Raw genomic sequence first — 25657 nt, 5'->3', positions numbered from 1 at the left:
TTACGACTCCTTCATCAGCTCGCGGATCCCGGCCGGCAGATCCCATTCCGGCCGCCATCCGAGAACGGCGCGAGCCCGCGTAATGTCGGCCCGCACGTCAGGTATTTCATTCCGCCGAACAGCGCAAGACGACACTACAGGTAGATCAGTGCCGGCAGCTTCCTGCAAGATATCGATGATTTCCTGCACCGAATAAGACATGCCGGAGCCGATGTTAATGCAATGATAGCCTTCAGACACGTTCATGGCTTTTGCGAAGGCGCTCAGGACATCGTCAACGAAGACATAATCCCGCCGCGGACTGAGGTCCATGACCTGTATTTCCTGCTTGGTTCTTACCTGGTTCAGAAGCGTCGGTATCAGAAATTCCGGGCGCTGCCCAACCCCATATATATTGAAAAGGCGCAATACCACCACTGGTATCTGCTCGTGTGTGGCGGCGAACTCACAGAGTTGTTCGGCAAGATGTTTGGAAAGAGCGTAGGGATTGCTGGGTCTGACCGGAGCAGTCTCGTGGATCGGCAGCCGCTCCGGCACTCCGTAGACATAGGCGCTTGAGAATATAAGCTTGGCCTTGTTCCGTTTGCACCAGTTCAAAGCATGCTGCGTCCCGAGAACGTTGGCAGCCGTGAAGCTCGGGCCTTGCGTCCAGCTGTCGGGAACAAATGTCCTGCCGGCTAGATGAAACAGCGTACGCGCCGGGGGAAGTTCCTGCCACGTCCCCTCCTCACTTATGTCGCCATGAGTCCGGTCCAGCGCCAGCACATCAATGCGGGCCTGTTCAAGCCGCTCTACCAGACGTCTCCCGAGGAAGCCGCCAGCACCGGTGACGATGGCATCAACCATTCAAGAACCTGGACTGCATGTTTTCGAACTGCTCGATCGCCTGTGCATAATCGTCCGGGCGTCCGATATCGAGCCAATAGCCGGGAAAATCGCGAACGGTGGCCGGCTTTCCGGCCGCGAGGAGATCAAGCATCAGCTGGTCAAAGCCATAGGCACCCCGATGCGGAATGTGCTCGACCGCCCGCGAAGACACCATATAGACGCCCATGCTGACTTTATATTCAGCGGTCGGCTTCTCCCGGAAGCCGGTCAGACGTCCCGCCTCGTTTGTATCAAGAACGCCGTAGTCTATGCGATGCTGCCGTGTCTTGGACGAAATCGTAAAGATATTGCCGTCACGGACATGAGCATCATGAAAATCGGCGTAGTTTAGGTCCGTCAGAATGTCTCCGTTCATCACGAGGAAATTCTCCGGCAGATCCTTGATCAACCGCAGCGGCCCCATCGTGCCAAGCGGCTCGTCCTCAAGCGAATAGTCGATGCGTACGCCCCACTTGTCGCCATCCTGGAAAAACGCCTTGATCAGTTCCGCCTGGTGGTTGACGGCAAGGGTAATGTGCTGAAACCCGCCTGATATCAGCTGACGAATGATGACCTCGAGAATAGGATAATCACCGATCGGCATCAGAGGCTTTGGTAGGACGACAGTATAGGGCCGCAACCGCGTTCCCATCCCTCCCGCCAGAATGACTGCACGTCTAGACATTGAAAATATCCGCCTTATACCGCGCCAGATTGTGCGGCTGACGCAGCCATTCGATCGTTGCCTCGAGCCCGTCCTCCAAGCTGTAGCGAGGGGAAAATCCTGTCAGGGACTTGATCAGGCTGTTGTCGCAGCACAGGCGCTCCACTTCGCTGTTTGTGGGGCGCAAGCGCTGTTCGTCGCATTCGACCTCCACATTGACGCCGATGAGGTCGGCGATCAACTGAACGGTCTCGCCGATCGAGATCTCGCTGCCGGAGCCGATGTTGACCGTCTGGCCGACGGCTTCGTCACTGGCCGCAAGAGCCAGGAAGCCGTCGCATGTATCCTGCACGAAATTGAAGTCGCGGGTGGGCGAAAGCGCGCCAAGCTTCAGCGTCGTCCGCCCGCTCAGAAGCTGTGAAATGACTGTCGGAATAACCGCCCTTGCAGATTGTCTCGGGCCGAACGTGTTGAAAGGCCTTGCAATCGTCACGGGCAGGTCAAAGCTCGAATGGTAGCTGTAGGCGATCGCATCGGCGCCGATCTTGGACGCCGAATAGGGAGATTGCGCCTGTAGGGGATGGCTTTCGCTGATCGGGACGAAACGCGCCGTGCCATAAACTTCGCTCGTCGAAGTCTGGATCACCCTTCCTACACCAGCGTCGAGAGCCCCTTGAAGAACATTCAACGTCCCATGCACATTCGTATCGATGTAGCTTGAGGGTGCCTGATAGGAATAGGGAATCGCAATCAGAGCGGCGAGATGGAAAACCGTATCCACGCCTTTAGCGACGGCGCGCATTTGCGCGGGATCACGGACGTCTCCGAGGATTACTTCGAACTGGCCACGATGTTCGGATTGGTCCAGCCAACCCCAGCTGGAAAACGAATTGTACTGGCAGAGGGCGCGAACTTCGACGCCCGACCTGACTAGCGTCTCGACAAGATGAGAGCCGATGAACCCGTCTGCTCCGGTGACAAGCGCTTTCTTCATTTCAAAACACCCTCAGAATCGCGCAGGAAGACCTTCTCAACCTCCCAAGGTAACTGTATCGCCGAAATCGACGGCTTCCGTTGCTGACCCAGCATCTGGATGATTCCCACATTGTCCTCTACGTCAAACCGAATACCCTCGGCGACGGAATATATCGAGAACCGGCTCGATATCCCCAGCCGCACGTAGAACGTGCCCGTGTTGAGAAGGCATCCGGGAAATTTGACGCGGGCTCGATAATAGCCGGCTGGCCGGGCGTCGAGGCGCCCCACATCGAGTTCGGGATCGGAAAGGCTGACGAGGGGAGTATAGCCGTCCTCCATCATGATCTGCATTCCGACCGAGAGGCCGGAAAGCGGCTCCCTCAATTCGTATTCGACCTCGACGGAGAAGCCCTTAGACAGTTCCACCGTTCCCGAAACCTCGTCCTTCTCGTTCAGTACCGCAACACGGCAAATGACCGCCTTTCCATCGACGTCCTCGGGATTGACCGAGTAAATTGCCGTGCCGCCGAATTCCGGGCGGTCGAGGTAGGCCTTTATCACATCTGCGGTATCGCCCATCGCAGCGACTTTGCCGTCGGCCATCAGGATCGATTTCGGGCAGATGCTGCTGATCGCAGTCATATTGTGGCTGACAAAGATAATCGTTCGACCAGCCTTCGTGACTTCCTGCATGCGTCCCATGCATTTATTCTGGAAGTTGACGTCGCCGACAGCCAATACCTCATCAATCAAAAGAATTTCCGGCTCGAGATGCGCCGCAACGGAGAAAGCCAGGCGCACGTACATTCCGGATGAATATCGCTTCACCGGGGTGTCAATGAACTCGCCGATCTCAGCAAACTCGACGATCTCATCGAATTTGGATCTGACCTCGGCACGGCTCATGCCGAGGATGGCGCCGTTGAGATAGACGTTTTCTCGACCGGTTAGCTCCGGATGAAATCCGGTACCAACCTCAAGCAAGCTGGCAATTCTGCCGCGTATACCGATGAAGCCCGCATTGGGCATGGTGATGCGTGACATGACCTTCAGGAGCGTCGATTTCCCGGCTCCGTTCCTGCCGATAATGCCGACGATCTCGCCGTGTCCGATCTCGAAGGAGACATCATCAAGCGCATAGAAGATGTCACCCTTCAGGCGCGATGGTCTGCCGCGATCAGACGCAAAGTCGGAGACCGACACGTTCGGGTCCGGAAGGTTGCGCCACCTCGCCCACCAGCTCTGAAGGTCGCGATAGAGGGTGCCGTGATTGATCACGCCAAGACGATATAGCTTGCTGACATGCTCAGCTCGAATAACGATATCGTTCATCAGACGGTATCCATCGCGTTGGCTTCCGCGCGCGAGAAAAGTGCCAGCCCGCATATGGTGATCGCAACGGTCACCCCAAGGTTGGCAAGAAGGAGACCGACAGGCAAAGCAGAAACGTCAAATAGCGCCCAGCGGAAGGCCTGAACCGGTGCCGTCATCGGGTTGATGTAATAGAACCAATGATAGCGTTCCGGGATCTGGCTGAATGGATAGACGATCGGGGTAGCGTACATCCACAGTTGCGTCATGAACCCGACCGCATAAACGAGATCGCGAAACCGGACCGTAAGAGCGGAAACAACAAGGCCAGCACCAACGCCAAGCACTGCCGTATAGAGCAATACCAGCGGTGTCATAAGCAGGAACCAGTAGCTCAATGCCAGATCCGGGTCTGCGATTTTCATCCCAGCCGCGACCGTCAGCAAGAGCAGGAACTGGATAGCAAATGCGACAAGGCCGCTCATAGCAACGGAGAGCGGCACCACAAGTCGGGGAAAATAAACTTTCCCAAACAAATTGGCATTTTTTGAGAAAACTTCGGAATTATTGGTCAGGCAGGCAGCAAAATAACTCCAGATTATGGTGCCCGACATGTAAAACAAGAAAGGCGGAAGGCCGTCCGTGGAAAGGTTAGCAATTTTCCCGAACACAACATAATAGGTCATGGCCGTCAGCGACGGCTGGATGATGTACCAAACCGGCCCCAACACCGTCTGTTTGTAAAATGTCGTGAAGTCGCGCTTGAAGAACATCCAGACGAGATCACGATATCGCCAGACCAGCCCAAGATCCGGCGCGTTGCCCTTCGAAGGCTTGATAACGATATCCCAATCGTCATTCTCACGTGCCGAGGCCGGTCCTTTCATCTGCTCTGTCATGCCGCCAACTTCAGCTTTTCCGGGAGCGCAGCAAGAAGGCTGCAGACGCGCTCGATCTCATCCTTTCTATGCCCGGCCGAAATAGGCAGGCTCAGTTCGGTGGCATGCAGCTCATCGGCAATGGGATAATCGCCGGAAAGAATGCCTTGCATTGCCTTCTGCCTGTGCGGCGCGATCGGATAATGAATCTCGGTCTTGACGCCGTTATCGAGCAGCCACTGACGCAATTCGTCGCGGGCCGGGTGACGTATCGCGAAGATATGAAACACGTCAAACTCGGCAGATCGGCGAAGCGGCTGCGCAAGCCATTTGGGCAGATTGGCAAAATAGATATCGGCCAGTGCCCGCTTGTGCTCAGTCACCTGATCGAGGTGACGGAGTTTAACACGCAGGAATGCCGCCTGCATCTCATCAAGCCTGGAATTTACTCCGATATAGGCGTTCTCATATTTTTTCTTCGAGCCGTAATTGCGCATATGTCTCAAGCGATCGGCAAACGCATCGTCATCCGTGACGATCGCACCGGCATCTCCCAAGGCGCCCAGATTCTTCGTAGGATAGAAGCTGAAGCAACCGGCAATTCCGAAGGTGCCCGTCAGCCTGCCGTCATAGCGCGCGCCGTGAGACTGCGCGCAATCCTCGATCACTTTGAGACCATGCTCGCTTGCAAACGTGGCGATCTCAGTCATCCGGCATGCTTTGCCGAAAAGATGCGTCACGCATATTCCGCGCGTGTTCGATGTCAGCGCCGCAGGAAGCCGTTCCGGATCGATATTGAAGGTTTCGCGCTCGGGCTCCACCAGGATGGGTTTGTGGCCCGCGCGAAGAATTGCCAGAATAGTGGCTATATAGGTGTTGGAAGCAACCATAATCTCGCTGCCTTTCGGCAGATCGAGCGCTTCGATCGACAGTATCAATGCGTCCAGACCATTGGCCACGCTGATGCAATGTTTGCTTTCCGCGAAGGCGGCGAATTCAGCTTCGAAAGAGGAAACCTCGTTGCCAAGTACGTACCACCCGGAACGAATGACATGGGAAGCAACCGCCTCCAACTCTTCCATCAGCGCGCGGTTGGCCTGCGCAAGACTTTCATACTCAATCATCTCAGAGCCGTTCATAGGGAGTGTCGATGTAATCATCCTTATCATATCCGCGAGAGGCAAAAACGAGCAGGATTGAACCGGGACCGAAGGTCATTTCGTGCCAGTCCCTTGGCTCGACAAGCAGGCACTGGTCCGGTGACGACAAGGTGATCTCTTCCCTCGCTTTTCCATCGTCCATCAAAACCACCACGCTTCCCGAAATCGCCACCAAAGCCTGCCGAGTCTTGTGATGACGATGACCGCCGCGTGTATATCCGTCGGCACCATAGATCCAGAAGCTACGGACGACCGGAAATGGTAGTATTCCGTCCATGACGGTCAACGCGCCTCGTGCGTCGGACATCGTCTTCAACGTAAGCAGGGTGAAAGCAGACAAGATTGGTTTCCAGTTTTGCGGGTCAGCCAGGCGGGAAATGCGGAGCTGGCTCCCTCACCAGGCTGATGAGGTATCGTCCGTAAGAGCTCTTTTCAAGCGGAGCCGCCAGCCTTAGCAATTGCTCGGCATCTATGTATTTCAAATGAAAGGCGATTTCCTCGGGGCAGGCAATCTTCAGCCCCTGGCGCCGCTCGATGGTGGCAATGAACTGACTCGCTTCAAGGAGTGAATCGTGCGTGCCCGTATCAAGCCAGGCATGCCCTCTCCCCAGGACGGCAACGTTCAGCCTGCCGGTCGACAAATAATGCCGATTGATGTCGGTAATCTCGGTTTCACCACGCAGCGAGGGTTTCAAATCGGCAGCAATGTCAACCACGTCATTGTCGTAGAAATATAAACCCGTGACAGCGTAAGAAGAGCGGGGCCTGGATGGCTTTTCCTCCAAGGTTAGGACTTTGCCCTCCCCGTCAAATTCCACCACGCCATACCGTTCGGGATCGTGGACTTTATACGCGAAGATCGTCGCTTCATCCAATCTCTCGGAAGCCGCGGATAAATCCTGTGTCAGCAGGTTGCCGTAAAAGATATTGTCTCCGAGCACGAGGGCGGTTGCCTCTTGCCCGATGAATTCCCTGCCGATCAAGAATGCCTGGGGAATGCCTTCGGGCGCAGCCTGCACGGCATACTGAAGGTTCAATCCCCATTGGGCGCCGTCACCCAGCAGCTGTTCAAAACGCGGTGTGTCCTGCGGTGTGGAGATAATCAAGATATCCCGGATTCCCGCGAGCATGAGCGTCGACAGGGGATAATAGATCATCGGTTTGTCAAAAACCGGAAGAAGTTGCTTCGAGATGGCAAGGGTCGCCGGATGCAGCCGAGTGCCTGAGCCCCCCGCGAGCAATATGCCCTTGCGCAGCTTTTTCTTCGAAGACAAGAGACCTCCTGCAACCGGTAATTCGTGTGCAATCACGAGCTTGTCGTGATCACATCGCTCTTCGACAGTGCTCACTACAGTTAGATCGATCCGCATGCAATGCACTTAGCGAGAGAAGGAGCCGCCGCCGCTCGTCAATCGGGCGTTGATCGAGGATAACTTGCGGTACTCGATTGCGGTACTGCCTTTCCGTCTGCTACGGGTCGGCTAGATTTCGCCCGTTAGAATGTGAGCAAGACACCCGTCAAAATGGCTGCAGATACCGCCAATCCAAGCGCCCCCCGGATAAGCCTCATTACCGTTTGCTGGAATGTCGAGCAGACCATTGCCGATACCTTACGGTCCATCGACACTCAAACCTACCGCAATTTCGAACACATCATCGTCGACGGCGGCTCGCAGGATTCTACCCTCGCCATCATTGCTTCGGCGCCGGCGGAGAACCGCCGTGTGCTTTCGGGACCGGACGGAGGTATCTATGAGGCAATGAACAAAGGAATTGGTCTAGCGACGGGTGATATTATCGGATTCCTGAATGCCGACGATGTTTTCGAGAGCAGCGACTCCCTCGGAACCGTCGCGGCTGCGCTGGAAGATGAAGCATATGACGGCTGCTACGGTGACCTCGTCTATGTTTCCAACCGGCACGTGGATCGCGAGATCCGATACTGGAAATCCCGAGCCTTCAAATCCGGTCTCTTCGCACGCGGCTGGTGCCCGCCACACCCAACATTCTATGTTCGGCGCAACATCTATGACCGGTTCGGGCGGTTTGATCTGCGTTACCGGCTTGCGGCCGACGTCGAGCTGATGATGCGATTTTTGGAAGTCGCGCGGATCAGAACAACCTATATCCCGCGAGTCTTGGTCAGAATGCGCTTGGGGGGCGCCACGAACAAGAACGTTCAAAATATATCGCGTCAGAACAAGGAGGTGCTGCGCGCCCTTGCCGACAACGGCCTGAAGGTCTCAACATCGATGTTCTGGGCCTTTAAGATTGTGAACCGGCTGGGCCAGTTCCTGATGCGCAATCGATCGCGGCACTAATCAGCTTAAAGCCGCCGCCAATGGCCGGTCACACCGCCACCCTCCCCCGCACTGCATCCGCAATCGCCGTCATTCGGTCCGCCGCAGCATGCCCGATCAGCATGAAGGCATGCGTCGCATTCGACCAGTAGACGACATTCATACCTTTGCGGTTTTCGAGGTCGGGTGCCTTCGGCCCGGTGTCAGATCTAACGATGCAGAGCGCCATCGGGCCGGTCTCGGGGTCGAGATAGGCGATCTGGGCGAGCGCCTTGCCGTCATATTGCAGCAGCAGGGCGCGCTTGAAATCGATTCCCGGCAGCGCGACAGCTTCGGGGGAGAGCGATAGATCGAGCTTCTCGTCCAGACTGGCGAGCTGGGCGGCCTGGTTCTGCCTGCCGGGAACGGGGCCGGCGAGCGTTTCGGCCGTATAAAGCGAAATATAATCGGCGACCACGGCGCGCCATTCGCTGTTTTCGTCCTTTGGGAACAAGCGCCTGCCGATGCCGATGGCGGCGCGGTCGATGGCGATGCCGGCGACAAGCGAAGCGGCGAGCGCGCCGAGGAAGCGGCGGCGGGTAACAGCAGGCGCAAAGCCGGTTTTTGCGCCCTCACGCGCAGGAATGGCGGCCAGCATCGCCTCCAGTTTCTGGCGCGGGGCCTCCGAGAGGAGTGGGGCAAAAGCCTGCTCGAACGGCAGGCTGGCGCGCGTCAGGAATTCCAGCCTTTCGGCGACGCGTTCGTCGTCCTTCACGATGGCCTCGATGCGGGCGGCCTCTTCCGCCGGCAGCTCGCCGTCGATGAAGGCCGTGAGGTCCTCGTCGGAGGGAATGGTGTGTTTCGTGCTCATCGCCGTCCCCCTTCTGGTCCGGCACCGGAGAGCTTGGCGCGGGCGGCCGCCAGCCGGCTCATCACGGTTCCGATCGGAATATCCAATATGCCTGCAACCTCGCGATAGGAAAGTCCTTCCACATAGGCGAGGAAAACCACCGTCCGCTGCGCCTCGGGCAACGCATTTACCTGCTTCAGCACCTGCCCCGCCATCACATGCATTTCAGTATTTTGCGCGCCGTCGAAGCTCAGCGCCTCCCCGGCATCGACGAAACCCTGGCCCTGCCGCACCCGGCGCGAGCGGATCTCGTTCAGCCAGATCGAATGCAGGATCGAAAACAGCCAGCGGTCGAGCCGTGTGCCGGGGAGGAACTGATCGGCGCGCTCCAGCGCGCGCAGGCAGGTCGCCTGCACCAGGTCGTCGGCGACATCGCGCTGATGCGAGAGAACGAGGCCATAACGCCAGAGCCTGGCCAGGTTTTCCGTCAGGCCGCTCCTGATATCCGCTTCGCTCGCGATAGCCGCCTCCGCCGATCCTGCCTTGCTTGGAACCGCCTGACAGACCGGCGATTCCGTTCTCATGCGACTATAGGCAGGAAATGTGGTGCGCGCGACCGACATTCGGTTATCCTTTCCCGCTTCAATTTCCCGCCCAATGGCCTGCCGCTCAGATCTTCGACGGGTCGAGGATCGCAGCGTTCAGATCCTGATATTCTTCGCAAGCGGTGCCGCAGATCGTCATGATCGTGTTCAACTGCTCCTTTGCGAGATCGAGCCGGCCTTTGATGACATAGGCTTCGCCGAGATATTCGCGGACCTTGGCGTATTGCGGATCCATCTTCACCGATTGCAGGTAATAGGAGATGCCTTCGTCGGTGCGGCCGAGCTTGCGGGTGGCGTAACCGCGATAGTTCAGCACCTCGGCGCTGTTCTGGTCCTTGACCGTGTCAAGCATGGCAAGCGCCTCTTCATAGCGGCCGGCCTTGGCCAGCGAATAGGCATAATCGGTGCGGTTCTCATCCGAGACATTGGCGCCCTGCTGCTTGACGCATTTCTTGGTCTTCTGGTCGTAGATCTCGCCCTTCTTGCAGGTCGGCATCGTGCTGTTGTCATTGCCGACCGCAAAGACCGGGCCGGAAAACACAGATGCGGCAAGGCAGCCACCGAGAAGGATGGAAGCGATGCGGACTGTCGTGATCGTCATGGGAAAACTCCTCGAAAGTGACGTTGCGGGGAGAGAACACCGCTGCCCCAGCCTTTATTCGCCGGCCTCTCCATTTTCTCCATCACTGCTTCGTGAAGCCCCGAGGCCGAATAGATCATCGGAACCGGGTGTTCTCAGCGTGCGCCGGGAACGCCAAGGAGAATTCCGTGACCGATACCGTCAAACTCGTCAGCCTCGCCGTCGCCACCCCCGAACATGTCATCTTCCAGAAAGAGGCGGCCGAAGCCTCGGCGCGGCTGTTTGGCGATCGGTTCGAGGATTTCCGGCATCTTGCCCGCGTCTTCGACAGCGCCGGCATTCAGAAGCGCCACGCGGCGCGGCCGCTGGCCTGGTTCGACGAAACCCATGGCTGGCAAGACCGCATGCAGGCCTATGCGGAGGTGGCGGGCGCCCTTTTTGTCGAGGCGGCCACCTCGGCACTTCACCGGGCAGGTCTCAGCGCCGGCGATGTCGACTGTATTGTCACCGTCTCTTCCACCGGTTTTACGACGCCGAGCCTCGATGCGCAGCTGAGCAGCAGGATGGGCTTCAGGAGAGATATCGAGCGCGTACCGGTCTTCGGGCTCGGCTGTGCCGCCGGTGTCTCCGGCTTTGCGATCGCCGCGCGGTTGGCTCGCAGCCGGCCGGGCGCCGTCGTGCTTTTCGTCTCGATCGAGCTTTGCACGCTCGCCTTCCGGCTGGATGCGCTGACGCGGCCGAACATCATCGCGACGGCGCTTTTCGGCGATGGTGCCGCCGCCTGCGTGCTGCGAACCGGTGGAGAGGGGCTGGCAGAGGTGGAATCGACCGGCGAACACCTCTTTCCCGACACACTCGATATCATGGGATGGAAGATCGACGATGGCGGTTTCGGCGTCGTGCTGGCGCAATCGTTGCCGCCCTTCGCCGAACGGGAGCTCGCCCCGGCGGTGACGACCATTCTGGCGCGAAACGGGCTTAGACCGGAAGATATCGACCGCTTCATCTGCCATCCCGGCGGCATGAAGGTGCTGGCTGCGATGGAAAGCGCGCTTTCGTTGACACCGGGTACGCTCGATCACGAACGAGCCGTGCTTGCCGAATATGGCAACATGTCCTCGCCGACCGTGCTGTTCGTGCTGGAGCGGGCAATCCGCGCCGGGCTGCCGGAGCGGGCGGCGATGATCGCCATGGGGCCGGGTTTTTCCGCGAGCTGCGTGACGCTGCGGAGGGCGGCATGATGTGGCCGTCGATCGCGCTCCTGACGTTCGTGACGCTGCAGCGGCTGGGCGAGCTTGTCATCGCCCGGCGCAACACCGCTGCCCTTCTTGCCCGCGGCGGCCGGGAAGTTGCCCCGGAGCACTATCCCGTCATGGTGGCGCTGCATACCGCCTGGATCATCGGCCTCTGGCTGCTGGCACCGGGCAGGCCGGTCCAGCTCTTCTGGTTCCTGGTTTTCATGGGACTGCAGGCGTTACGGCTCTGGGTGCTGGCGACGCTGAAAGACCGCTGGACGACACGCATCGTCATCCTGCGGGGAGCGCCGCTCGTCAGCTCCGGCCCCTATCGTTTCCTGCGGCATCCGAACTATGCGATCGTCATCGGCGAGATCGCCACCCTTCCCCTCGCCTTCGGCCTGCCGGTCTATACGATCGTCTTTTCGCTTTTCAATGCCGCCATCCTGCATGTGCGCGTAAAGGCCGAAAATGCTGCACTGGAAAGCGCAATGATTTTGAAATAGATGCGATTTTTCGTTTGCGCCGTGGGATCGGCGGGGGCATTTTCAATCGACGACAAAGCGGAATGCAGGGGAATGACCAAGAACGCAATCGTGCTCGGCGCCGGTATCGTCGGGGTGTCAACGGCAATTCATCTTCAGCGGCGCGGCCGGCAGGTGACGCTGATCGATCGGAAGGATCCGGGCAGCGAAACCTCCTTCGGCAATGCCGGCCTGATCCAGCGCGAAGGCGTCGCGCCCTACGGCTTTCCCCAGCAACTCGGCCTGTTGCTGCGTTATGCACTCAACAACGAAATCGATGCCCATTATCATCTCAGTGCCTTGCCAAGCCAGCTCGCCTTTCTTGCCCGTTACTGGTGGAATTCGAATGCCCGGCGCCACGCGGTCATCACACGGGCCTATGCGCCGCTGATCGAAAACTCTGTTGCCGAGCACAAGGACCTGATCGAGGCCTCGCAGGCGCAGGCGCTGATCCGCAAGGACGGCTGGATTAAGATCTTCCGGACCGAGGCGACGCGCGACGAGGCGCTCGCCGAGGCCGCCCTTTGGCAGAGCGAATTCGGCGTGACCTATGACAGCCTCACGTCCGCCGATATCGCCCGCATCGAACCCGATATTACCGTCCGTTTCGCCGGCGGTATCCGCTGGCGCGATCCCTGGTCGGTGCTCGATCCGCATGCGCTGACAGCGGCCTATCGCCGCTATTTCGAGAGCCTCGGCGGCCGCTTCGTCACCGGTGACGCCGCCTCGCTCGGCCAGTTCGGCGCCGGCTGGAAGATCATGACGGGGGAAGGCCCGCTCGAAGCGGACGATGCAGTCCTCGCGCTCGGGCCGTGGGCGGCTGTCGCAACGCGCCGGCTCGGCTATTCCTTCCCACTCGGCGTCAAGCGCGGCTATCACATGCATTATGCCGCCAAAGGCAATGCCGTGCTCAACAACTGGATGCTCGATGCCGAACGGGGTTATTTGCTGGCGCCGATGAACCGCGGCATCCGCCTGACGACAGGGGCGGAGTTCGCAACGCTTGACGCGCCGAAGACGCCGGTACAGCTCGACCGGGCCGAAGCCGTGGCGCGTACGATCTTCCCGCTCGGAAGCAGGCTCGATCCCGAACCATGGATGGGCGCGCGCCCTTGCACGCCCGACATGATGCCTGTCATCGGTAAGGCGCCGCGCCATCAGGGCTTATGGTTTGCCTTCGGCCATGCCCATCATGGGCTGACGCTCGGGCCGGTGACTGGCCGCGTGCTTGCAGAACTCATCACCGGCGAGACGCCGTTCATCGATATCTCGGCTTACTCGCCGAAACGATTCAAGCCGTGACGCCGAGGGTGGAGAGACCTCTGAGGGCCGTCACGGTGATGCCTTCCACGGTATCGTCGATGTCGACGGTGACGACGCCGGGTTCGCCTGTCGGCACCTCAAGTGTCGCCAGCTGGCTTTCGAGCAACGAGACCGGCATGAAATGCCCCTTGCGCTCGCCCATGCGCTTGGCCAGCAGCGCCTTGGAGCCTTCGAGGTAGACGAAGAACAGATTGCCGGCAGCAGCCCTCAGCCGGTCGCGATAGATGCGCTTCAGCGCCGAGCAGGAGACGATGATGCCCTCGCATTTGTCCAGCGATGCCTGCATGCGTTTGCCGATAAGGTCGAGCCAGGGCATCCGGTCCTCATCGGTCAGCGGAATACCCTTCGACATTTTCTCGACATTGGAAGCCGGATGAAGCGCATCGCCTTCGACGAAGTCAAGGCGCAAGGCCTCGGCGATCTTCTCGCCGACCGAGGACTTGCCGCAGCCACTGACCCCCATGACGATGATTGCGTGGGGTCTGTTCATCCGCTGATCCGGCATGCTTCCTCCGAGCATCTAAGCTTTCGTCTAGTGCAATTCCCGGCAAAATCGCTTCGCGCTTTGCCTGGGAAAAGCGCTTCCTGGAATTGCTCAGGTTTCCCGCTCAGTCGAGCGGGAAATGACAGGCATATTGCTGTGCGCCTTCTCCACTTAATTCGGGAGAAACCTGACGACAATAGTCCTGCGCCTTCCAGCAGCGCGGATTGAAGTGGCAGCCGGACGGCGGCTTCAGCGGCGATGGCAGTTCGCCTTGCAGCCGGATGCGGTTCTTCTCGCGTTCGGGATCGGCGATCGGGGTCGCCGACAGCAGGGCGGCAGTATAGGGATGGCGCGGCCGGGCGAAGACTTCGGCGGCAGGACCCGTTTCGATCGGGCGACCCAGATACATCACCATGATCTCGTCGGCGATGTGATGGACCACCGAGAGGCCGTGCGAGATGAAGAGATAGGCAAGCCCCATCTCCTTCTGCAGGTCCATCAGCAAGTTCAGCACCTGCGCCTGGATCGACAGATCCAGCGCCGAAACCGGTTCGTCGAGCACCAGCACTTTCGGCCGCAGCATCAGGGCGCGGGCAATGGCGATGCGCTGGCGCTGGCCGCCGGAGAACATATGGGGGTAACGGCCGTGATGCTCCGGGCGCAGGCCGACACGGGCCATCATCTCCTCCACCTTGCGGCGGCGGGCGCCAGCATCGAGATCGGTGTTGATCTTCAGCGGCTCTTCCAGGATCGCACCGACCTTCTGGCGCGGGTTGAGCGAGCCGTAGGGATTCTGGAAGACGATCTGCACCTGGCTGCGCAGGCTGCGGTCGCCGACCCGCGCGGGCTTGCCGTCGATCAGCAACTCGCCGGCCGTCGGATCCTCGATCATGGTGACCAGACGAGCGAGCGTCGACTTGCCACAGCCGGATTCGCCGACGACGGCAAGCGTCTTGCCGGAATGGAGGCTGAAGCTGACGCCGTTCAGCGCCTTGACCGTAGCATCGGCTTTGAAGAGACCGCGGTTAACGGTGTAGAAGCGGGCGAGATCCCTGCCCTCGAGAACAGCGCTGGTCACACCAGGTCTCCTGCAGTTTCAACGCGCATGACACCGGGATGGCCCAGCGGCTTGCCGTCTTTCAATGGGTAGTTGCACAGCGCGCGACCGAGTTCCGGTCCCTGGCGTACGACGCCGCGATCGCATTCGATCGTGGCATAGCCGCAGCGCGGGGCGAAAAGACAGCCCGTCGGGCGGCCGTGCTGGCCTGGAACGACGCCGGCGATCGAGGGAAGTCGCTGCCCCACTTCGGCGCGTTCCGGCAAGGCGGCGAGCAGGGCTGCAGTATAGGGATGATGCGGATCGCGGAACAGCGCCTTCACCGGCTGCTCCTCGACCTTCTGGCCGGCATATTGCACCTGCACGCGTTCCGCGGTTTCGGCGACGACACCCATGTCGTGGGTAATCAGCACCAGGGCCATTCCCTGCTCTTTCTGCAACCGGACAAGCAGATCGAGGATCTGCGCCTGGATCGTCACATCGAGCGCAGTCGTCGGCTCATCGGCAATGAGGAGCTTCGGGTTGCAGGCGAGCGCCATGGCGATCATGACGCGCTGGCTCATGCCGCCCGACATCTGATGTGGGAAGTTCGACAGCCTGTCCTCCGGCGCCGGAATCCCAACGAGGCTCAAGAGTTCGATCGAACGTTCGCGGCGCTCTTTCCTGTTGAGGCCCATATGGACGCGCAGTGTCTCGCCGAGCTGGAAGCCGACGGTGAAGCACGGGTTGAGGCTCGACATCGGCTCCTGGAAGATCATCGCCATGTCCTTGCCGACGATCCTGCGGCGCTGGCGGGCGGAAATGCCGCGCAGATCCTGGCCGTCGAACTGCATGCGGTCGGCGGTGATTCTGGCCGTCCAGGGCAAGAGGCCCATCAGGGCCAGCATGGCGACAGATTTGCCCGAACCGGATTCGCCGACGACTGAGAGGATTTCACCCTTGTCGCAGGTCAGCGATACGCCGTCCACGGCGCGAAACAGACCGGATGACGTCTGGAATTCGACCGTCAGATTTTCGATTTCGAGGAGCGGCATCACGACCTCTTCAGCTTGGGGTCAAGCGCATCGCGCAGGCCGTCGCCCATCAGGTTGATGGCAAGAACGGTGATGAGGATGGCAAGACCTGGAAATGTCACAACCCACCAGGCGCGCGAGATGAACTCGCGGGACTCGGCGAGCATGGTGCCCCATTCGGGTGTCGGTGGCTGTGCGCCCATGCCGAGAAACCCGAGGGCGGCGGCATCAAGGATCGCCGCCGAGAAGGCGAGCGTCGCCTGGACGATCAGCGGCCCGAGACAGTTTGGCAGGATGGTCTTGAACATCAGCCGGAGGGTACCGGCGCCGGCGACGCGCGAGGCGATCACATATTCCTTCTCACGCTCTGAAATGACCGAGGCGCGGGTCAGCCGCACGAAATGCGGCTGGTTGACCAGCGAAATTGCGATCATCGCGTTGGTAAGGCCAGGCCCTAGCACCGCCACCAGCACGAGGGCGAGCAGCAGCGACGGGAAGGCCAGTATGATATCCATCAGGCGCATGATCGCCGTATCGAGCCTGCCGCGGAAATAGCCGGCGACGAGGCCGATCAGCACCCCGCATATGACCGACAGCGTGACGACCACGACGCCGATGAACAGCGAGAAGCGCGCGCCATAGATCAGCCGCGAGAGGATATCGCGACCGACGGCATCCGTTCCGAGCGGAAACGAGGCGTGGCCTCCCTCCATCCAGGACGGTACGGCGAGCAGCACCTCTCGGTTCTGCTCGTTCGGCGCATGTGGCGCAAAGACCGGTGCAAAGATCGCAACGACCAGAATGACGACGAAAACAACGAGGCCGATGACGGCGCCCTTGTTGCGGGAGAAATAATGCCAGAATTCCGCAAGAGCGGATGGCTGGCCGGTTTTGACGGTGACCGTGCTCATGGACCGCTCCTAGTGTCGAATGCGCGGATTGATGAAGCCGTAGAGGACATCAACTATCAGATTGACCAGCATGATGACTCCGGCGATCAGGAGAAGACCACCCTGCACCACGGCATAATCGCGCTTGAACACCGAATCGACCATCCATTTGCCGATGCCCGGCCAGGAGAAGATCGTCTCGGTGAGGATAGCGCCGGCAAGGAGAACGCCGATCTGCAGGCCGATGGTGGTGATGACGGGGATCATCGCATTGCGCAGCGCATGCACGCCGACGACGCGCAGCGGCTTCAAACCCTTCGAGCGTGCGGTGCGGACGTAGTCCTCGCCGAGAACCTCGAGCATGGCGGAGCGCGTCTGGCGGGCGATGACGGCGAGCGGGATGGTGGCCAGCACGATGGTGGGCAAAATGAGATAGCTGACGGCGGAGGCAAAGGCGCCCTTCTGGCCTGACAGCAGGCTGTCGATCAGCATGAAGCCGGTAACCGGCTTGAAGAAATACATCAGCGAGATGCGGCCGGAGACCGGCGTCCAGCCAAGATAGCCGGAGAAGAAGATGATCAGCAGCAGACCCCACCAGAAAATCGGCATGGAATAACCGACAAGGGCCACACCCATCACGCTCTGATCGAACCACGTGCCTCGTTTGACGGCGGCAAAGACGCCGGCGGGCACGCCAAGACAGACGGCGAGGATGATGGCGCATAGGGAGAGTTCCAGCGTCGCCGGAAACAGCGTCAGGAATTCGCCGAGGACCGGCCGCTTGGTGACGATCGAGGTGCCGAGATCGCCCTGCAGCACTTTTCCAAGATAATCGAAATACTGCACATACATGGGGCGGTCGAAACCGAGGTCGTGCATGATCTGGGCGTGCCGCTCCGGCGCCATCACGCGCTCACCCGAAAGCAGCATGACGGGATCTCCAGGCAGCAGGCGGATGAATGAGAAGGCAATCAGGGAAACGCCGAGGAATGTCGGGATCAGCACCGCAAAGCGGCCGATAAAAAAACGCAACATGGCAGATGTCCAATAGTTTCCGGCGGTCAGGAGGGTCCTGACCGCCGGCTGCGCCCAGCTCTGCCGGGCATTTTTGCATTATTTTTGTTATTCGGAAATGTCGACGCCGTCGAAACGGTGAATGCCGAGCGGGTCCATCTTGAAGCCCGAGACCTTCTTGCTCATCGGAACGAAGACGAGCGAGTGGTCGAGGGTCGCCCAGGGGGCTTCCTTCTTGAAGATCAGCTGCGCCTGCTCATAGGCCTTGGTGCGCTCGCCGACATCGGCCGTCATCTTGGCCTTGGTCATCAGGTCGTCATATTCCTTGTTGCACCACTGGGCACGGTTGTTGCCGCCGACGGCATCGCAGCCGAGCAGCGTATCCATGAAGTTGTCGGGGTCGCCGTTGTCGCCGGTCCAGCCGAGAATGACGGCGCCGTCGCGCTTCACGTCGGAGGAGAGCTTCAGGTATTCGGCCCATTCATGCGTGACGATCTCGACCTTGACGCCGACCTTGGCGAAATCGGCCTGGATCAGTTCGGCGGCGCGGCGCGCGTTCAGCATGTATGGACGCGATACCGGCATCGCCCAGACCTTCATGCTGAGATCCTTGACGCCGGCATCGGCAAGAGCCTTCTTGGCGGCATCCGGATCGTACTTGTCGTCCTGAACGGCATCGTTATACGACCACATCGTCGGCGGGATCGGGTTCTTGGCAACGGTGGCCGCACCCTGGAAGACGGCGTCGACGATCGCCTGCTTGTTGATCGCCATGTTGAGCGCGCGGCGGACTTCCGGCTTGTCGAAGGGCGCCATCTGCGTGTTATAGGCGAGGTAGCTGACGTTGAGACCGGCCTGCTCCTCGACGACCAGGTTCTCGTCCTTCTTCAGTTCGGGAACGTCGGCCGCATTCGGATAGGGGATCAGGTGGCACTCGCCGGCCTTCAGCTTCTGGGCGCGCACAGCAGCGTCAGAGGTGATGGCGAAAACCAGATCGTCGATCTTTTCCTTGCCCTTGAAATAGGTTTCGTTCGCCTTGTAGCGGATGACGGCATCCGGCTGATAGGCGACGAAGGTGAAGGGGCCGGTGCCGAGCGGCTGCTGGTTGAGCTGCGCCATCTTGCCGTCGGCCGCGAGCTTGTCCGCATATTCCTTGGAGACGATCGAGGCGAAATCCATGGCGAGGTCGGCCAGGAACGGCGCTTCGGGATGGTTGAGCGTGAACTTGACGGTGAGGTCATCGACCTTCTCGACCGACTTGATCAGTTCCGGGAAGCCCATGCCGGCAGCGTATTCGTAGGAGCCGCCCTCGACATACTTGTTCCACGGGTTATCGGACTTCAGCTGGCGCTCGAAGGAGAAGACCACGTCGTCGGCGTTGAAATCGCGCGTCGGGGTGAAGAAGTCGGTGGTCTGGAACTTGACACCGGGATGAAGCTTGAAGGTGTATTCCTTGCCGTCGTCCGAAACGCTCCAGCTGTCGGCCAGACCGGGTTCGATCTCGGTGCCGCCATGCTTGAATTCGACGAGGCGGCTGTAGACGGTACGCGAGGACGCGTCGAAGGTCGTGCCTGCCGTATAGAGGCTCGGGTCGAAGCCTTCCGGCGAACCCTCGGAGCAATAAACAAGGGTCTTGGACCAGGCCGACGTCGCCATGACCGAAATCAGGGCCGTCGCTGCCAGCATGACAGAGATCTTTTTCATAATATTGTTTCCCGGTTGTTCTTTTTTGATGTCTGGAGACCGCACGTAGGCATCCCGATCGACGGTCGATGGAACGACATTTATCTACTGAAAGCAACGGGCTACGGAGAAAATTTTTCCAGCTGGACAACTTTAGAAATTTTTGGTCAAGAATCAGCCTCATTTGGAAATATTCGGATAAAAATGCGCGAGATTTCGTCGCATTTTGGATAATTGCGCCCTCCCAGCATCGCATCCTGGACATATCAGCATTCTCGAGCCCGGCGATACGCCGCAAACAAAAACCGCGACTGCCGAGGCAACCGCGGTTTCATAAGTCTGTCCTGTTTCTTGCAATCAGGCGGCGGGGGCAACGACCGCCGGCTTGCGATATTCGTGTTCGCCGGTAATTCCGAGAAGGAAATTGATCTGCGGCCGCGCCTTGACGAGATCTTCGATCGTATATTCCGAGAGCACGCCGAAGAAGGCGTTGAGCGCCTTGCGCAGTGCCGAGTTCAAGCCACAGCTGTCGACCAGCGGGCATTCGACCATGCCGTCATCTTCGAAGCATTCGGCCATGGCGAAACTGTCTTCCGTGACCCGGACAACGTCGAAGAGCGTGATCTCTGCCGCAGGCTTGCCCAGGCGCACACCGCCGTTGCGGCCGCGCACCGTTTCCACCAGCCCCGCCTTGTTCAGCGGCTGGAGAATCTTGAAAAGAAAGAGTTCGGAAACCCCGTAAGCCTTGGCAATTTCCGGAATCCGGCTCAGCTGCCCTTCGTTGGCAGCACAATACATCAACATGCGAACCGCATAGTTGGTCTGCTTCGTCAACCGCATGCCGATCTCCTGACTCGTGCCTGTTCAGACGTATATAGGCGGTTTGGTAGTTTTGAACAATTCCAAAATATGAAATTCGCATTCAGCTTATGAGGCCATTTGCCGCGACGTCAATCCTGCTTCAGAGTACCGGCATAATCCAGGATCGCCTGCTTGCGCTCAGGCGTGCCCGGATGAGTGGACAGCATGCTGGTGTGGGAGCGATCGCCGAGTTTTTCCTCCAGCAGGTCGAAAAACCGGGCGATCGCAGCCGGATCCATGCCGGCCTTGCGCATCAGTTCGACGGAGCGCCGGTCGGCTTCGGCCTCTGCGCTGCGGGAATAGGACAATGCGAGCAGGCCACCGCCTTGGGTCAGGATATCCTCGACACCGGAGCCAACATCGCCAGCAATCAGCATGACGAGACCGGCAACGCCCGCGGCGCGATAGAGCTGCCTGAGGCTATGCTTGAATTCGACATGACCGACCTCATGAGCGAGAACGCCTGCGATCATCTCATCGTCGCCACCCGCGAGTTCCACCAACTGGTCGGTGATGATGATGTTGCCGTCGGGAAGCGCGAAAGCATTGGGACCGATCAGGCCGCCGTCGCGGAAATTCAGCACGTAACGCTCGGCGCCGGCTTGGGCATTGGCGGCAACCTGGCGAAAGCGAGCGGCGATTTCGGCCTGCCGCACGCTCGTCAGCCGACTTGGAGACAGGGCCGTCCTATCCAGCGTGTTGAGAGCGCCATAAGACATAGTCTCGGAGACGACGGGTGGCGTCACGAGGATGGCGACTTCGACGAGGGCGGGCAATGCATAACGATAGATGCCGACGGCGAGCAGAACGACAGCGATCGCGAAGAGGAAGAGACGAGGATGAAACTCCTCCAGCCGATGCACCCATCCGCTTCTGCCGCCGGCGCGAAGGAAAGTATCGATCGCCTCGTTGTCGGCGCTTTCGAAGACCGAGCCGTCAGCAAAGACCGCGCGCCGCGGGATCGACCCGACGCGCGGCGTGAAGGAGACTTGCCCAACATCGCCGTCAGCAAGAATTGCGTCTTCTGCGGTCACGGCGACCAGGCGGCCGCCGCGCGACAGCAGGCGCGCGGGAACGGCGCCGCTCGAATGCGGCGGATACCATTCCCCTCTCGCAATGGCTTCGCCTTCAAAAACCAAAATCGATACCTTCCATGCTCATATATTCCGAACTGATGGCAGCGCCGCTGGCCTGAAACTGCGTGAAAACCTCGCCGATCTCGCCCTCGATGCGAATTGCCGTGTGCTCGGTGACATAACGCGCCAACCGAACCGCCGCCCAGGGGCGCATCAGACCGAGGGTGAGCACCGTCACCACGACGTTCGATATGGCGATCCAGGCATAACGTGCACGGGAAAGATCGCTCCGCAAGACATGCCGGCCGTCGATCTGCGTCGATGACCAGACGATGTTGTGGACGGCTGCCCGATAGATGAGGCCGGCAAGGCCGTAGATGATAAAGAGGCCGAAGAGGCTCAAATAGATTGCCCCAAGGAGAGCCACCTCTTCGATCGAGCCGCCGCCGCCGGGGTCCACTACGAACATAAGTATAAGCAGTCCGACCAGCATGACACCGCCCAGCACGACCATCAGGGCCGGGACGAGAAGCGCGCCGTAAAGCGCGCCGATCTTAGGATCCGTTTGGAACGGTCGGTCGCCGTAGCGGAGATTGTTGAAGATATAGCGGTTGAGCCATCGGCTGGCGAAGGGCGCAAGCAGGCCGAGCGACAGGAAAGCGACGAGGCTTCCGAGCAACACGGAGACGAAGGCGCCGCCGGCGGTGCCGATGAAATCAAACCGCACATTTCGATAGCTGGTCACGCGAGCGTTGAAACGAAGGCCCCTGACGATCAGCCAGGGCAGAGCGATAAGCACCAGGATCGTGGTCACGACAGAGAACAACGGATGGATCGCCGCCAGAATGTTGGCCACCACAATGAAGGCGAAGACGATGACGCGGCCGATGAAGATCTGCTTGCCGGTGGCGTGATATTCGAAGCTGCGGCCAAGCAGGGCGGTGTTGCCGTAGAAGTAGCGGTTTCGCCGCACTTTCGCCCAGGCGGAATAGATGCCGAGCGTTACGATCGTCAGCAGGACATTGACAATCCAGATGCCGAAATATTCCGACGCCGTGCCGGTGAACCGGGCACGTTCGAACGCGTTTGCCGCGGAGTCCGCGGACACTCTGTTATCCATGATCTTTGCTTCCCCCAGCATGTCGAACCCGGCACCCGTGATGAGAATCGCGCGGCGGGCCCATTATCTGAAGAGCAAAGAGGCCCAGAAATCAACAACCTTAAATCGAAAACGGGGGCCGAAGGGCCCCCGAATTGCAGATCGATCTCTCGTGAGATTATTTCATGGTCGGCATGACGAATTCGGCGCCGCTCTTGATGCCGGAGGGCCAGCGGGCGGTGACGGTCTTGGTTTTCGTCCAGAACTTGATCGAATCCGTGCCGTGTTGGTTGAGGTCGCCGAAGCTCGATGCCTTCCAGCCGCCGAAGGAGTGGTAGGCGAGCGGAACCGGGATCGGAACGTTGATGCCGATCATGCCGATATTGATGCGCGAGGCAAAATCGCGGGCGGCATCGCCGTCGCGGGTGTAGATCGCGACGCCGTTGCCATATTCGTGCTTCATCGGCAGCGACAGCGCTTCCTCATAGTTCTGGGCGCGAACGACGGAGAGGACAGGCCCGAAAATCTCGGTCTTGTAGATATCCATGTCAGGCGTGACGTGATCGAACAGGCAGCCGCCGACGAAATAGCCGTCTTCATAGCCTTGGAGCTTGAAATCTCGGCCATCGACCACGAGCTTGGCGCCCTCCTCGACGCCGCGGTCGATCAGACCGCGAACGCGGGTATAGGCTTCCTTGGTGACGAGCGGACCCATGTCGGCCTTCTCGTCGGTGTAGGGGCCGATGCGCAGCGATTCGATCTTCGGCGTCAGCTTTTCGACGAGGCGGTTGGCGGTCTCTTCACCGACCGGAACGGCAACCGAGATCGCCATGCAGCGCTCGCCGGCCGAACCATAGCCTGCGCCCATCAGCGCGTTGACGGCCTGGTCCATGTCGGCGTCCGGCATAATGATCATATGGTTCTTGGCGCCGCCGAAACATTGGGCGCGCTTACCGTTCATCGCCGCCGTGCCGTAGACGTAGCGGGCGATCGGCGTCGAGCCGACGAAGGAGACGGCGCCGATATCGGGATCGGTGAGGATAGCGTCGACGGCACCCTTGTCGCCGTTGACTACGTTGAGGATGCCGGCCGGCAATCCGGCCTCGATCATCAGTTCGGCGAGGCGGATCGGCAGAGAGGGATCACGCTCGGAAGGCTTCAGGATGAAGGCATTGCCGCAGGCAATCGCCGGCGCGAACATCCACATCGGGATCATGCCCGGGAAATTGAAAGGCGTGATGCCGGCGCCGATGCCGACCGGCTGGCGGATCGAATACATGTCGATCGCCGGACCCGCGCCCTCGGTGAACTCGCCCTTGGCGAGATGCGGGATGCCGCAGACGAATTCGCAGACTTCGAGGCCGCGAACGACGTCGCCCTTGGCATCCTCGATCGTCTTGCCGTGTTCCTTGGAGAGCATTTCGGCAAGCTCGTCCATGTGCTTGTTCAGGAGTTCGACGAACTTGAAGAAAACGCGAGCGCGGCGCTGCGGGTTGGTGGCCGCCCATTTCGGCTGCGCGGCCTTGGCGTTCTCGACTGCGGCGCGCAGTTCCTCGACGCTTGCGAGCGCCACCGTTGCCTGCACTTCGCCGGTCGCCGGATTGTAGACGTTGCTGACGCGGCCGCTGGTGCCGGCGACTTGCTTGCCGCCGATGAAATGTCCGATCTCACGCATGGATGTTCCTCCTGTTTGGATGGCCCACAATTGCACTTCAATTTGCACAAATCAATGCGCTGATATAAGCAACCGTTGTGCGCATTTTGTAGCCCAGATGCAGGCGCTGCTGCTTCCAAACTTGGCACGGCATGCGGACAAGTCAAACTCAGCGGAGGATAAACCGATGAAGCAAAATCCAGTCGTGCGAATGGCGGAGTTGGAGATCGCCGCGGAGAGGCTCGAAGCCTATTGCGCATTGCTCAAGGAGGAAATAGAGGCTTCGGTCGCGCTGGAAGACGGGGTTCTCTCGCTCAGCGCTGTTGCCATCCGCGAGGCTCCGCACCGCGTTCGCATTCTCGAAGTCTACGCCGACCAGGAAGCCTACGAGGCGCATCTGCTGACCCCGCATTTCCTCAAATATAAGAGCGAGACGGCCGGCATGGTGACGTCGCTGATGCTTATCGATGTCGATCCGATTGCAATGCGGGCCAAATGATGAACTGGGACGACGTTCGCATCTTCCTCGCCGTCGCCCGAACCGGGCAGATCCTCGCCGCTTCGAAGCGATTGGGGCTTAACCACGCCACCCTTTCGCGCCGGCTGACCTCACTCGAAGAGGCGCTGAAGACGCGGCTGTTCGTGCGCCGGACGAATGGCTGCGAGCTGACGGCCGAAGGCGGCATCTTCCTGCACGCCGCCGAACGGATGGAAACCGAAATGCTCGCGGCGCAGGCCAATCTCGGCCATACCGATACGGCGATCGCCGGGACGGTGCGCGTCGGCGCGCCCGACGGTTTCGGCGTCTCCTTTCTTGCGCCGCGCATGGGCAGGCTGATCGAGCGCCACCCGGAGCTGAAGATCCAGCTGGTGCCCGTGCCGCGCTCCTTCTCGCTGTCGCAGCGCGAGGCCGATATCGCGATCACGCTGGAACGTCCCGAGCAGGGCCGGCTCGTCTCCTCCAAGCTTACGGACTACACGCTCGGCCTCTATGCCTCGCGCGACTACCTCGCGTCAAACGGCAGACCCGGCCATGTCGAGGCGCTTAAGGCGCATCCGCGCATCGGCTATGTCGAGGACCTGATCTTCACCGCCTCGCTGAATTTCTCCGGCGTGGTGATGCGAAGCTGGGATGCAAGCTTCGAGATTTCGACGGCGATCGGCCAGACCGAGGCGGTGCGGTCAGGCGCCGGCATCGGCATCCTGCATGACTATATCGCCCGGCAATATCCGGAGCTCGAGCGTATCCTGCCAGAGGTTTCAATCCGGCGCGGCTATTGGACGACCTATCACGAAACGGCGCGGGACCTCGTTCGCGTCCGCAGCGTCGTCGACTTCCTGCAGGAACTCGTCAGCGCCGAGCGGCAGATATTCCTTTAACCCCGGAGACGTGCTTGGCAGGCTCATCGTTCTCATCCGGGTTCGGAACCGGTGCCTCGTCCGGGAGCCTGTCCGGCTCCGGTTCGGTGATCGGCGGCACCGGTTTCCAGCCGGGTGCCGGCATCGGCGGCTGATCGGGAATGGGCTCGTTGGGCACGGACATGACCGCCTCCCTTTCGTGACGTTGGTTTT

28 protein-coding genes are annotated in these 25657 nt (G+C 59.9%); 6 read left to right on the top strand and 22 right to left on the bottom strand.

Features of this window, described 5'->3' with window-relative positions:
• The 8 genes from J2J98_RS03760 to rfbA are packed head-to-tail and all read right to left on the bottom strand — an operon-like array spanning position 1 to position 7132.
• A complete protein-coding gene (locus tag J2J98_RS03760) occupies positions 1–846 on the bottom strand; it encodes an NAD-dependent epimerase/dehydratase family protein (protein ID WP_138393894.1) in 846 nt (281 codons plus the stop codon).
• Entirely contained in the window at positions 839–1552 is a 714-nt protein-coding gene (locus J2J98_RS03755) for a nucleotidyltransferase family protein (RefSeq protein WP_064710828.1), read from the bottom strand. The genes J2J98_RS03760 and J2J98_RS03755 overlap by 8 nt, the downstream gene beginning before the upstream one ends.
• Complete coding sequence (locus J2J98_RS03750) at positions 1545–2525, bottom strand: NAD-dependent 4,6-dehydratase LegB (protein ID WP_138393895.1); 981 nt, start codon at positions 2523–2525, stop codon at positions 1545–1547. The genes J2J98_RS03755 and J2J98_RS03750 overlap by 8 nt, the downstream gene beginning before the upstream one ends.
• Complete coding sequence (locus J2J98_RS03745; protein WP_064710826.1) at positions 2522–3841, bottom strand: ABC transporter ATP-binding protein; 1320 nt, start codon at positions 3839–3841, stop codon at positions 2522–2524. The genes J2J98_RS03750 and J2J98_RS03745 overlap by 4 nt, the downstream gene beginning before the upstream one ends.
• Positions 3841–4719: an ABC transporter permease gene (locus J2J98_RS03740; protein ID WP_138393897.1), complete on the bottom strand. Its 879-nt coding sequence runs from the start codon at positions 4717–4719 to the stop codon at positions 3841–3843. The genes J2J98_RS03745 and J2J98_RS03740 overlap by 1 nt, the downstream gene beginning before the upstream one ends.
• Positions 4716–5822, bottom strand: a complete 1107-nt coding sequence (locus J2J98_RS03735; RefSeq protein ID WP_138393898.1) for a DegT/DnrJ/EryC1/StrS family aminotransferase — start codon at positions 5820–5822, stop codon at positions 4716–4718. Before J2J98_RS03735 ends, J2J98_RS03740 begins: the two co-directional genes overlap by 4 nt.
• A 1-nt stretch (position 5823) precedes the next feature.
• Positions 5824–6198: a sugar 3,4-ketoisomerase gene (locus J2J98_RS03730; protein ID WP_082928014.1), complete on the bottom strand. Its 375-nt coding sequence runs from the start codon at positions 6196–6198 to the stop codon at positions 5824–5826.
• A 22-nt stretch (positions 6199–6220) separates the two neighbouring features.
• Positions 6221–7132: a glucose-1-phosphate thymidylyltransferase RfbA gene (rfbA, locus tag J2J98_RS03725; RefSeq protein ID WP_207602371.1), complete on the bottom strand. Its 912-nt coding sequence runs from the start codon at positions 7130–7132 to the stop codon at positions 6221–6223.
• 249 nt (positions 7133–7381) lie between these two features.
• On the opposite strand from rfbA, the gene J2J98_RS03720 reads away from it, so the two are divergent.
• Complete coding sequence (locus J2J98_RS03720; RefSeq protein WP_064711255.1) at positions 7382–8179, top strand: glycosyltransferase family 2 protein; 798 nt, start codon at positions 7382–7384, stop codon at positions 8177–8179.
• 28 nt (positions 8180–8207) lie between these two features.
• Here J2J98_RS03720 and J2J98_RS03715 read toward each other — a convergent pair whose 3' ends face one another.
• From J2J98_RS03715 to J2J98_RS03705, 3 genes are read right to left on the bottom strand one after another with little or no spacing between them, the layout of a single operon-like run.
• The gene (locus J2J98_RS03715) at positions 8208–9008 is read right to left on the bottom strand and encodes an anti-sigma factor family protein (RefSeq protein ID WP_207602370.1); all 801 of its coding nucleotides are present in this window, start codon (positions 9006–9008) and stop codon (positions 8208–8210) included.
• Positions 9005–9610: an RNA polymerase sigma factor gene (locus J2J98_RS03710; RefSeq protein WP_207602369.1), complete on the bottom strand. Its 606-nt coding sequence runs from the start codon at positions 9608–9610 to the stop codon at positions 9005–9007. Before J2J98_RS03710 ends, J2J98_RS03715 begins: the two co-directional genes overlap by 4 nt.
• A gap of 46 nt (positions 9611–9656) precedes the next feature.
• Positions 9657–10193: a tetratricopeptide repeat protein gene (locus tag J2J98_RS03705; protein ID WP_207602368.1), complete on the bottom strand. Its 537-nt coding sequence runs from the start codon at positions 10191–10193 to the stop codon at positions 9657–9659.
• A 167-nt stretch (positions 10194–10360) separates the two neighbouring features.
• Here J2J98_RS03705 and J2J98_RS03700 point away from each other — a divergent pair, with 167 nt between their 5' ends.
• The 3 genes from J2J98_RS03700 to J2J98_RS03690 all read left to right on the top strand — a co-directional run bounded on the left by J2J98_RS03700 (position 10361) and on the right by J2J98_RS03690 (position 13233).
• Entirely contained in the window at positions 10361–11413 is a 1053-nt protein-coding gene (locus J2J98_RS03700) for a type III polyketide synthase (RefSeq protein WP_207602367.1), read from the top strand.
• Positions 11410–11913, top strand: a complete 504-nt coding sequence (locus J2J98_RS03695) for an isoprenylcysteine carboxyl methyltransferase family protein (protein ID WP_207602366.1) — start codon at positions 11410–11412, stop codon at positions 11911–11913. Before J2J98_RS03700 ends, J2J98_RS03695 begins: the two co-directional genes overlap by 4 nt.
• 72 nt (positions 11914–11985) lie before the next feature.
• Entirely contained in the window at positions 11986–13233 is a 1248-nt protein-coding gene (locus J2J98_RS03690) for an NAD(P)/FAD-dependent oxidoreductase (RefSeq protein WP_207602365.1), read from the top strand.
• Here J2J98_RS03690 and J2J98_RS03685 read toward each other — a convergent pair.
• From J2J98_RS03685 to J2J98_RS03640, 10 genes are all read right to left on the bottom strand, one after another.
• Positions 13223–13759, bottom strand: a complete 537-nt coding sequence (locus tag J2J98_RS03685; protein WP_207602364.1) for a gluconokinase — start codon at positions 13757–13759, stop codon at positions 13223–13225. The two genes, J2J98_RS03690 and J2J98_RS03685, sit on opposite strands and share 11 nt — an antisense overlap.
• 103 nt (positions 13760–13862) lie before the next feature.
• Complete coding sequence (locus J2J98_RS03680) at positions 13863–14816, bottom strand: peptide ABC transporter ATP-binding protein (RefSeq protein WP_064706183.1); 954 nt, start codon at positions 14814–14816, stop codon at positions 13863–13865.
• On the bottom strand, positions 14813–15829 hold the full coding sequence (locus J2J98_RS03675) for an ABC transporter ATP-binding protein (protein ID WP_064706182.1): 1017 nt from the start codon (positions 15827–15829) through the stop codon (positions 14813–14815). The genes J2J98_RS03680 and J2J98_RS03675 overlap by 4 nt, the downstream gene beginning before the upstream one ends.
• On the bottom strand, positions 15829–16719 hold the full coding sequence (locus J2J98_RS03670; protein ID WP_064706181.1) for an ABC transporter permease subunit: 891 nt from the start codon (positions 16717–16719) through the stop codon (positions 15829–15831). The genes J2J98_RS03675 and J2J98_RS03670 overlap by 1 nt, the downstream gene beginning before the upstream one ends.
• Before the next feature lie 9 nt (positions 16720–16728).
• On the bottom strand, positions 16729–17733 hold the full coding sequence (locus tag J2J98_RS03665) for an ABC transporter permease subunit (RefSeq protein ID WP_064710817.1): 1005 nt from the start codon (positions 17731–17733) through the stop codon (positions 16729–16731).
• An 87-nt stretch (positions 17734–17820) separates the two neighbouring features.
• Positions 17821–19416, bottom strand: coding sequence for an ABC transporter substrate-binding protein (locus J2J98_RS03660; protein ID WP_064710816.1), 1596 nt, complete (start codon positions 19414–19416; stop codon positions 17821–17823).
• Positions 19417–19752: 336 nt separating this feature from the next.
• On the bottom strand, positions 19753–20235 hold the full coding sequence (rirA, locus tag J2J98_RS03655) for an iron-responsive transcriptional regulator RirA (RefSeq protein ID WP_064710815.1): 483 nt from the start codon (positions 20233–20235) through the stop codon (positions 19753–19755).
• A gap of 110 nt (positions 20236–20345) precedes the next feature.
• Positions 20346–21395, bottom strand: coding sequence for a M48 family metallopeptidase (locus tag J2J98_RS03650; RefSeq protein ID WP_207602363.1), 1050 nt, complete (start codon positions 21393–21395; stop codon positions 20346–20348).
• Positions 21385–22452, bottom strand: a complete 1068-nt coding sequence (locus J2J98_RS03645; protein WP_138393911.1) for a YjgN family protein — start codon at positions 22450–22452, stop codon at positions 21385–21387. Before J2J98_RS03645 ends, J2J98_RS03650 begins: the two co-directional genes overlap by 11 nt.
• A gap of 157 nt (positions 22453–22609) precedes the next feature.
• Complete coding sequence (locus J2J98_RS03640) at positions 22610–24106, bottom strand: CoA-acylating methylmalonate-semialdehyde dehydrogenase (RefSeq protein WP_138393912.1); 1497 nt, start codon at positions 24104–24106, stop codon at positions 22610–22612.
• Between the two features lie 166 nt (positions 24107–24272).
• On the opposite strand from J2J98_RS03640, the gene J2J98_RS03635 reads away from it, so the two are divergent.
• Positions 24273–24584 (top strand): putative quinol monooxygenase, encoded by a 312-nt coding sequence (locus tag J2J98_RS03635; RefSeq protein ID WP_207602362.1) that lies wholly within the window; start codon positions 24273–24275, stop codon positions 24582–24584.
• Entirely contained in the window at positions 24584–25465 is an 882-nt protein-coding gene (locus J2J98_RS03630; RefSeq protein WP_138393914.1) for a LysR family transcriptional regulator, read from the top strand. The genes J2J98_RS03635 and J2J98_RS03630 overlap by 1 nt, the downstream gene beginning before the upstream one ends.
• Here the strand turns inward: J2J98_RS03630 and J2J98_RS30250 are convergent.
• Complete coding sequence (locus tag J2J98_RS30250) at positions 25437–25628, bottom strand: hypothetical protein (RefSeq protein ID WP_082928013.1); 192 nt, start codon at positions 25626–25628, stop codon at positions 25437–25439. The genes J2J98_RS03630 and J2J98_RS30250 overlap by 29 nt on opposite strands.
• Positions 25629–25657: the final 29 nt, after the last annotated feature.

Source organism: Rhizobium bangladeshense, assembly GCF_017357245.1.
Lineage (GTDB): Bacteria > Pseudomonadota > Alphaproteobacteria > Rhizobiales > Rhizobiaceae > Rhizobium > Rhizobium bangladeshense.
Note: the sequence above shows the minus strand (reverse complement) of the source record. Positions and strands in the feature narration are given on the sequence as shown.

Bases quoted from the DNA above. Each gene is read 5' to 3' on its own strand.
- J2J98_RS03760 (WP_138393894.1), bottom strand. From the start codon at position 846: ATGGTTGATGCCATCGTCACCGGTGCTGGCGGCTTCCTCGGGAGACGT.
- J2J98_RS03755 (WP_064710828.1), bottom strand. From the start codon at position 1,552: ATGTCTAGACGTGCAGTCATTCTGGCGGGAGGGATGGGAACGCGGTTG.
- J2J98_RS03750 (WP_138393895.1), bottom strand. From the start codon at position 2,525: ATGAAGAAAGCGCTTGTCACCGGAGCAGACGGGTTCATCGGCTCTCAT.
- J2J98_RS03745 (WP_064710826.1), bottom strand. From the start codon at position 3,841: ATGAACGATATCGTTATTCGAGCTGAGCATGTCAGCAAGCTATATCGT.
- J2J98_RS03740 (WP_138393897.1), bottom strand. From the start codon at position 4,719: ATGACAGAGCAGATGAAAGGACCGGCCTCGGCACGTGAGAATGACGAT.
- J2J98_RS03735 (WP_138393898.1), bottom strand. From the start codon at position 5,822: ATGATTGAGTATGAAAGTCTTGCGCAGGCCAACCGCGCGCTGATGGAA.
- J2J98_RS03720 (WP_064711255.1), top strand. From the start codon at position 7,382: ATGGCTGCAGATACCGCCAATCCAAGCGCCCCCCGGATAAGCCTCATT.
- J2J98_RS03715 (WP_207602370.1), bottom strand. From the start codon at position 9,008: ATGAGCACGAAACACACCATTCCCTCCGACGAGGACCTCACGGCCTTC.
- J2J98_RS03710 (WP_207602369.1), bottom strand. From the start codon at position 9,610: ATGTCGGTCGCGCGCACCACATTTCCTGCCTATAGTCGCATGAGAACG.
- J2J98_RS03705 (WP_207602368.1), bottom strand. From the start codon at position 10,193: ATGACGATCACGACAGTCCGCATCGCTTCCATCCTTCTCGGTGGCTGC.
- J2J98_RS03695 (WP_207602366.1), top strand. From the start codon at position 11,410: ATGATGTGGCCGTCGATCGCGCTCCTGACGTTCGTGACGCTGCAGCGG.
- J2J98_RS03690 (WP_207602365.1), top strand. From the start codon at position 11,986: ATGACCAAGAACGCAATCGTGCTCGGCGCCGGTATCGTCGGGGTGTCA.
- J2J98_RS03685 (WP_207602364.1), bottom strand. From the start codon at position 13,759: ATGCCGGATCAGCGGATGAACAGACCCCACGCAATCATCGTCATGGGG.
- J2J98_RS03675 (WP_064706182.1), bottom strand. From the start codon at position 15,829: ATGCCGCTCCTCGAAATCGAAAATCTGACGGTCGAATTCCAGACGTCA.
- J2J98_RS03670 (WP_064706181.1), bottom strand. From the start codon at position 16,719: ATGAGCACGGTCACCGTCAAAACCGGCCAGCCATCCGCTCTTGCGGAA.
- J2J98_RS03665 (WP_064710817.1), bottom strand. From the start codon at position 17,733: ATGTTGCGTTTTTTTATCGGCCGCTTTGCGGTGCTGATCCCGACATTC.
- J2J98_RS03660 (WP_064710816.1), bottom strand. From the start codon at position 19,416: ATGAAAAAGATCTCTGTCATGCTGGCAGCGACGGCCCTGATTTCGGTC.
- rirA (WP_064710815.1), bottom strand. From the start codon at position 20,235: ATGCGGTTGACGAAGCAGACCAACTATGCGGTTCGCATGTTGATGTAT.
- J2J98_RS03645 (WP_138393911.1), bottom strand. From the start codon at position 22,452: ATGGATAACAGAGTGTCCGCGGACTCCGCGGCAAACGCGTTCGAACGT.
- J2J98_RS03640 (WP_138393912.1), bottom strand. From the start codon at position 24,106: ATGCGTGAGATCGGACATTTCATCGGCGGCAAGCAAGTCGCCGGCACC.
- J2J98_RS03635 (WP_207602362.1), top strand. From the start codon at position 24,273: ATGAAGCAAAATCCAGTCGTGCGAATGGCGGAGTTGGAGATCGCCGCG.
- J2J98_RS03630 (WP_138393914.1), top strand. From the start codon at position 24,584: ATGAACTGGGACGACGTTCGCATCTTCCTCGCCGTCGCCCGAACCGGG.
- J2J98_RS30250 (WP_082928013.1), bottom strand. From the start codon at position 25,628: ATGTCCGTGCCCAACGAGCCCATTCCCGATCAGCCGCCGATGCCGGCA.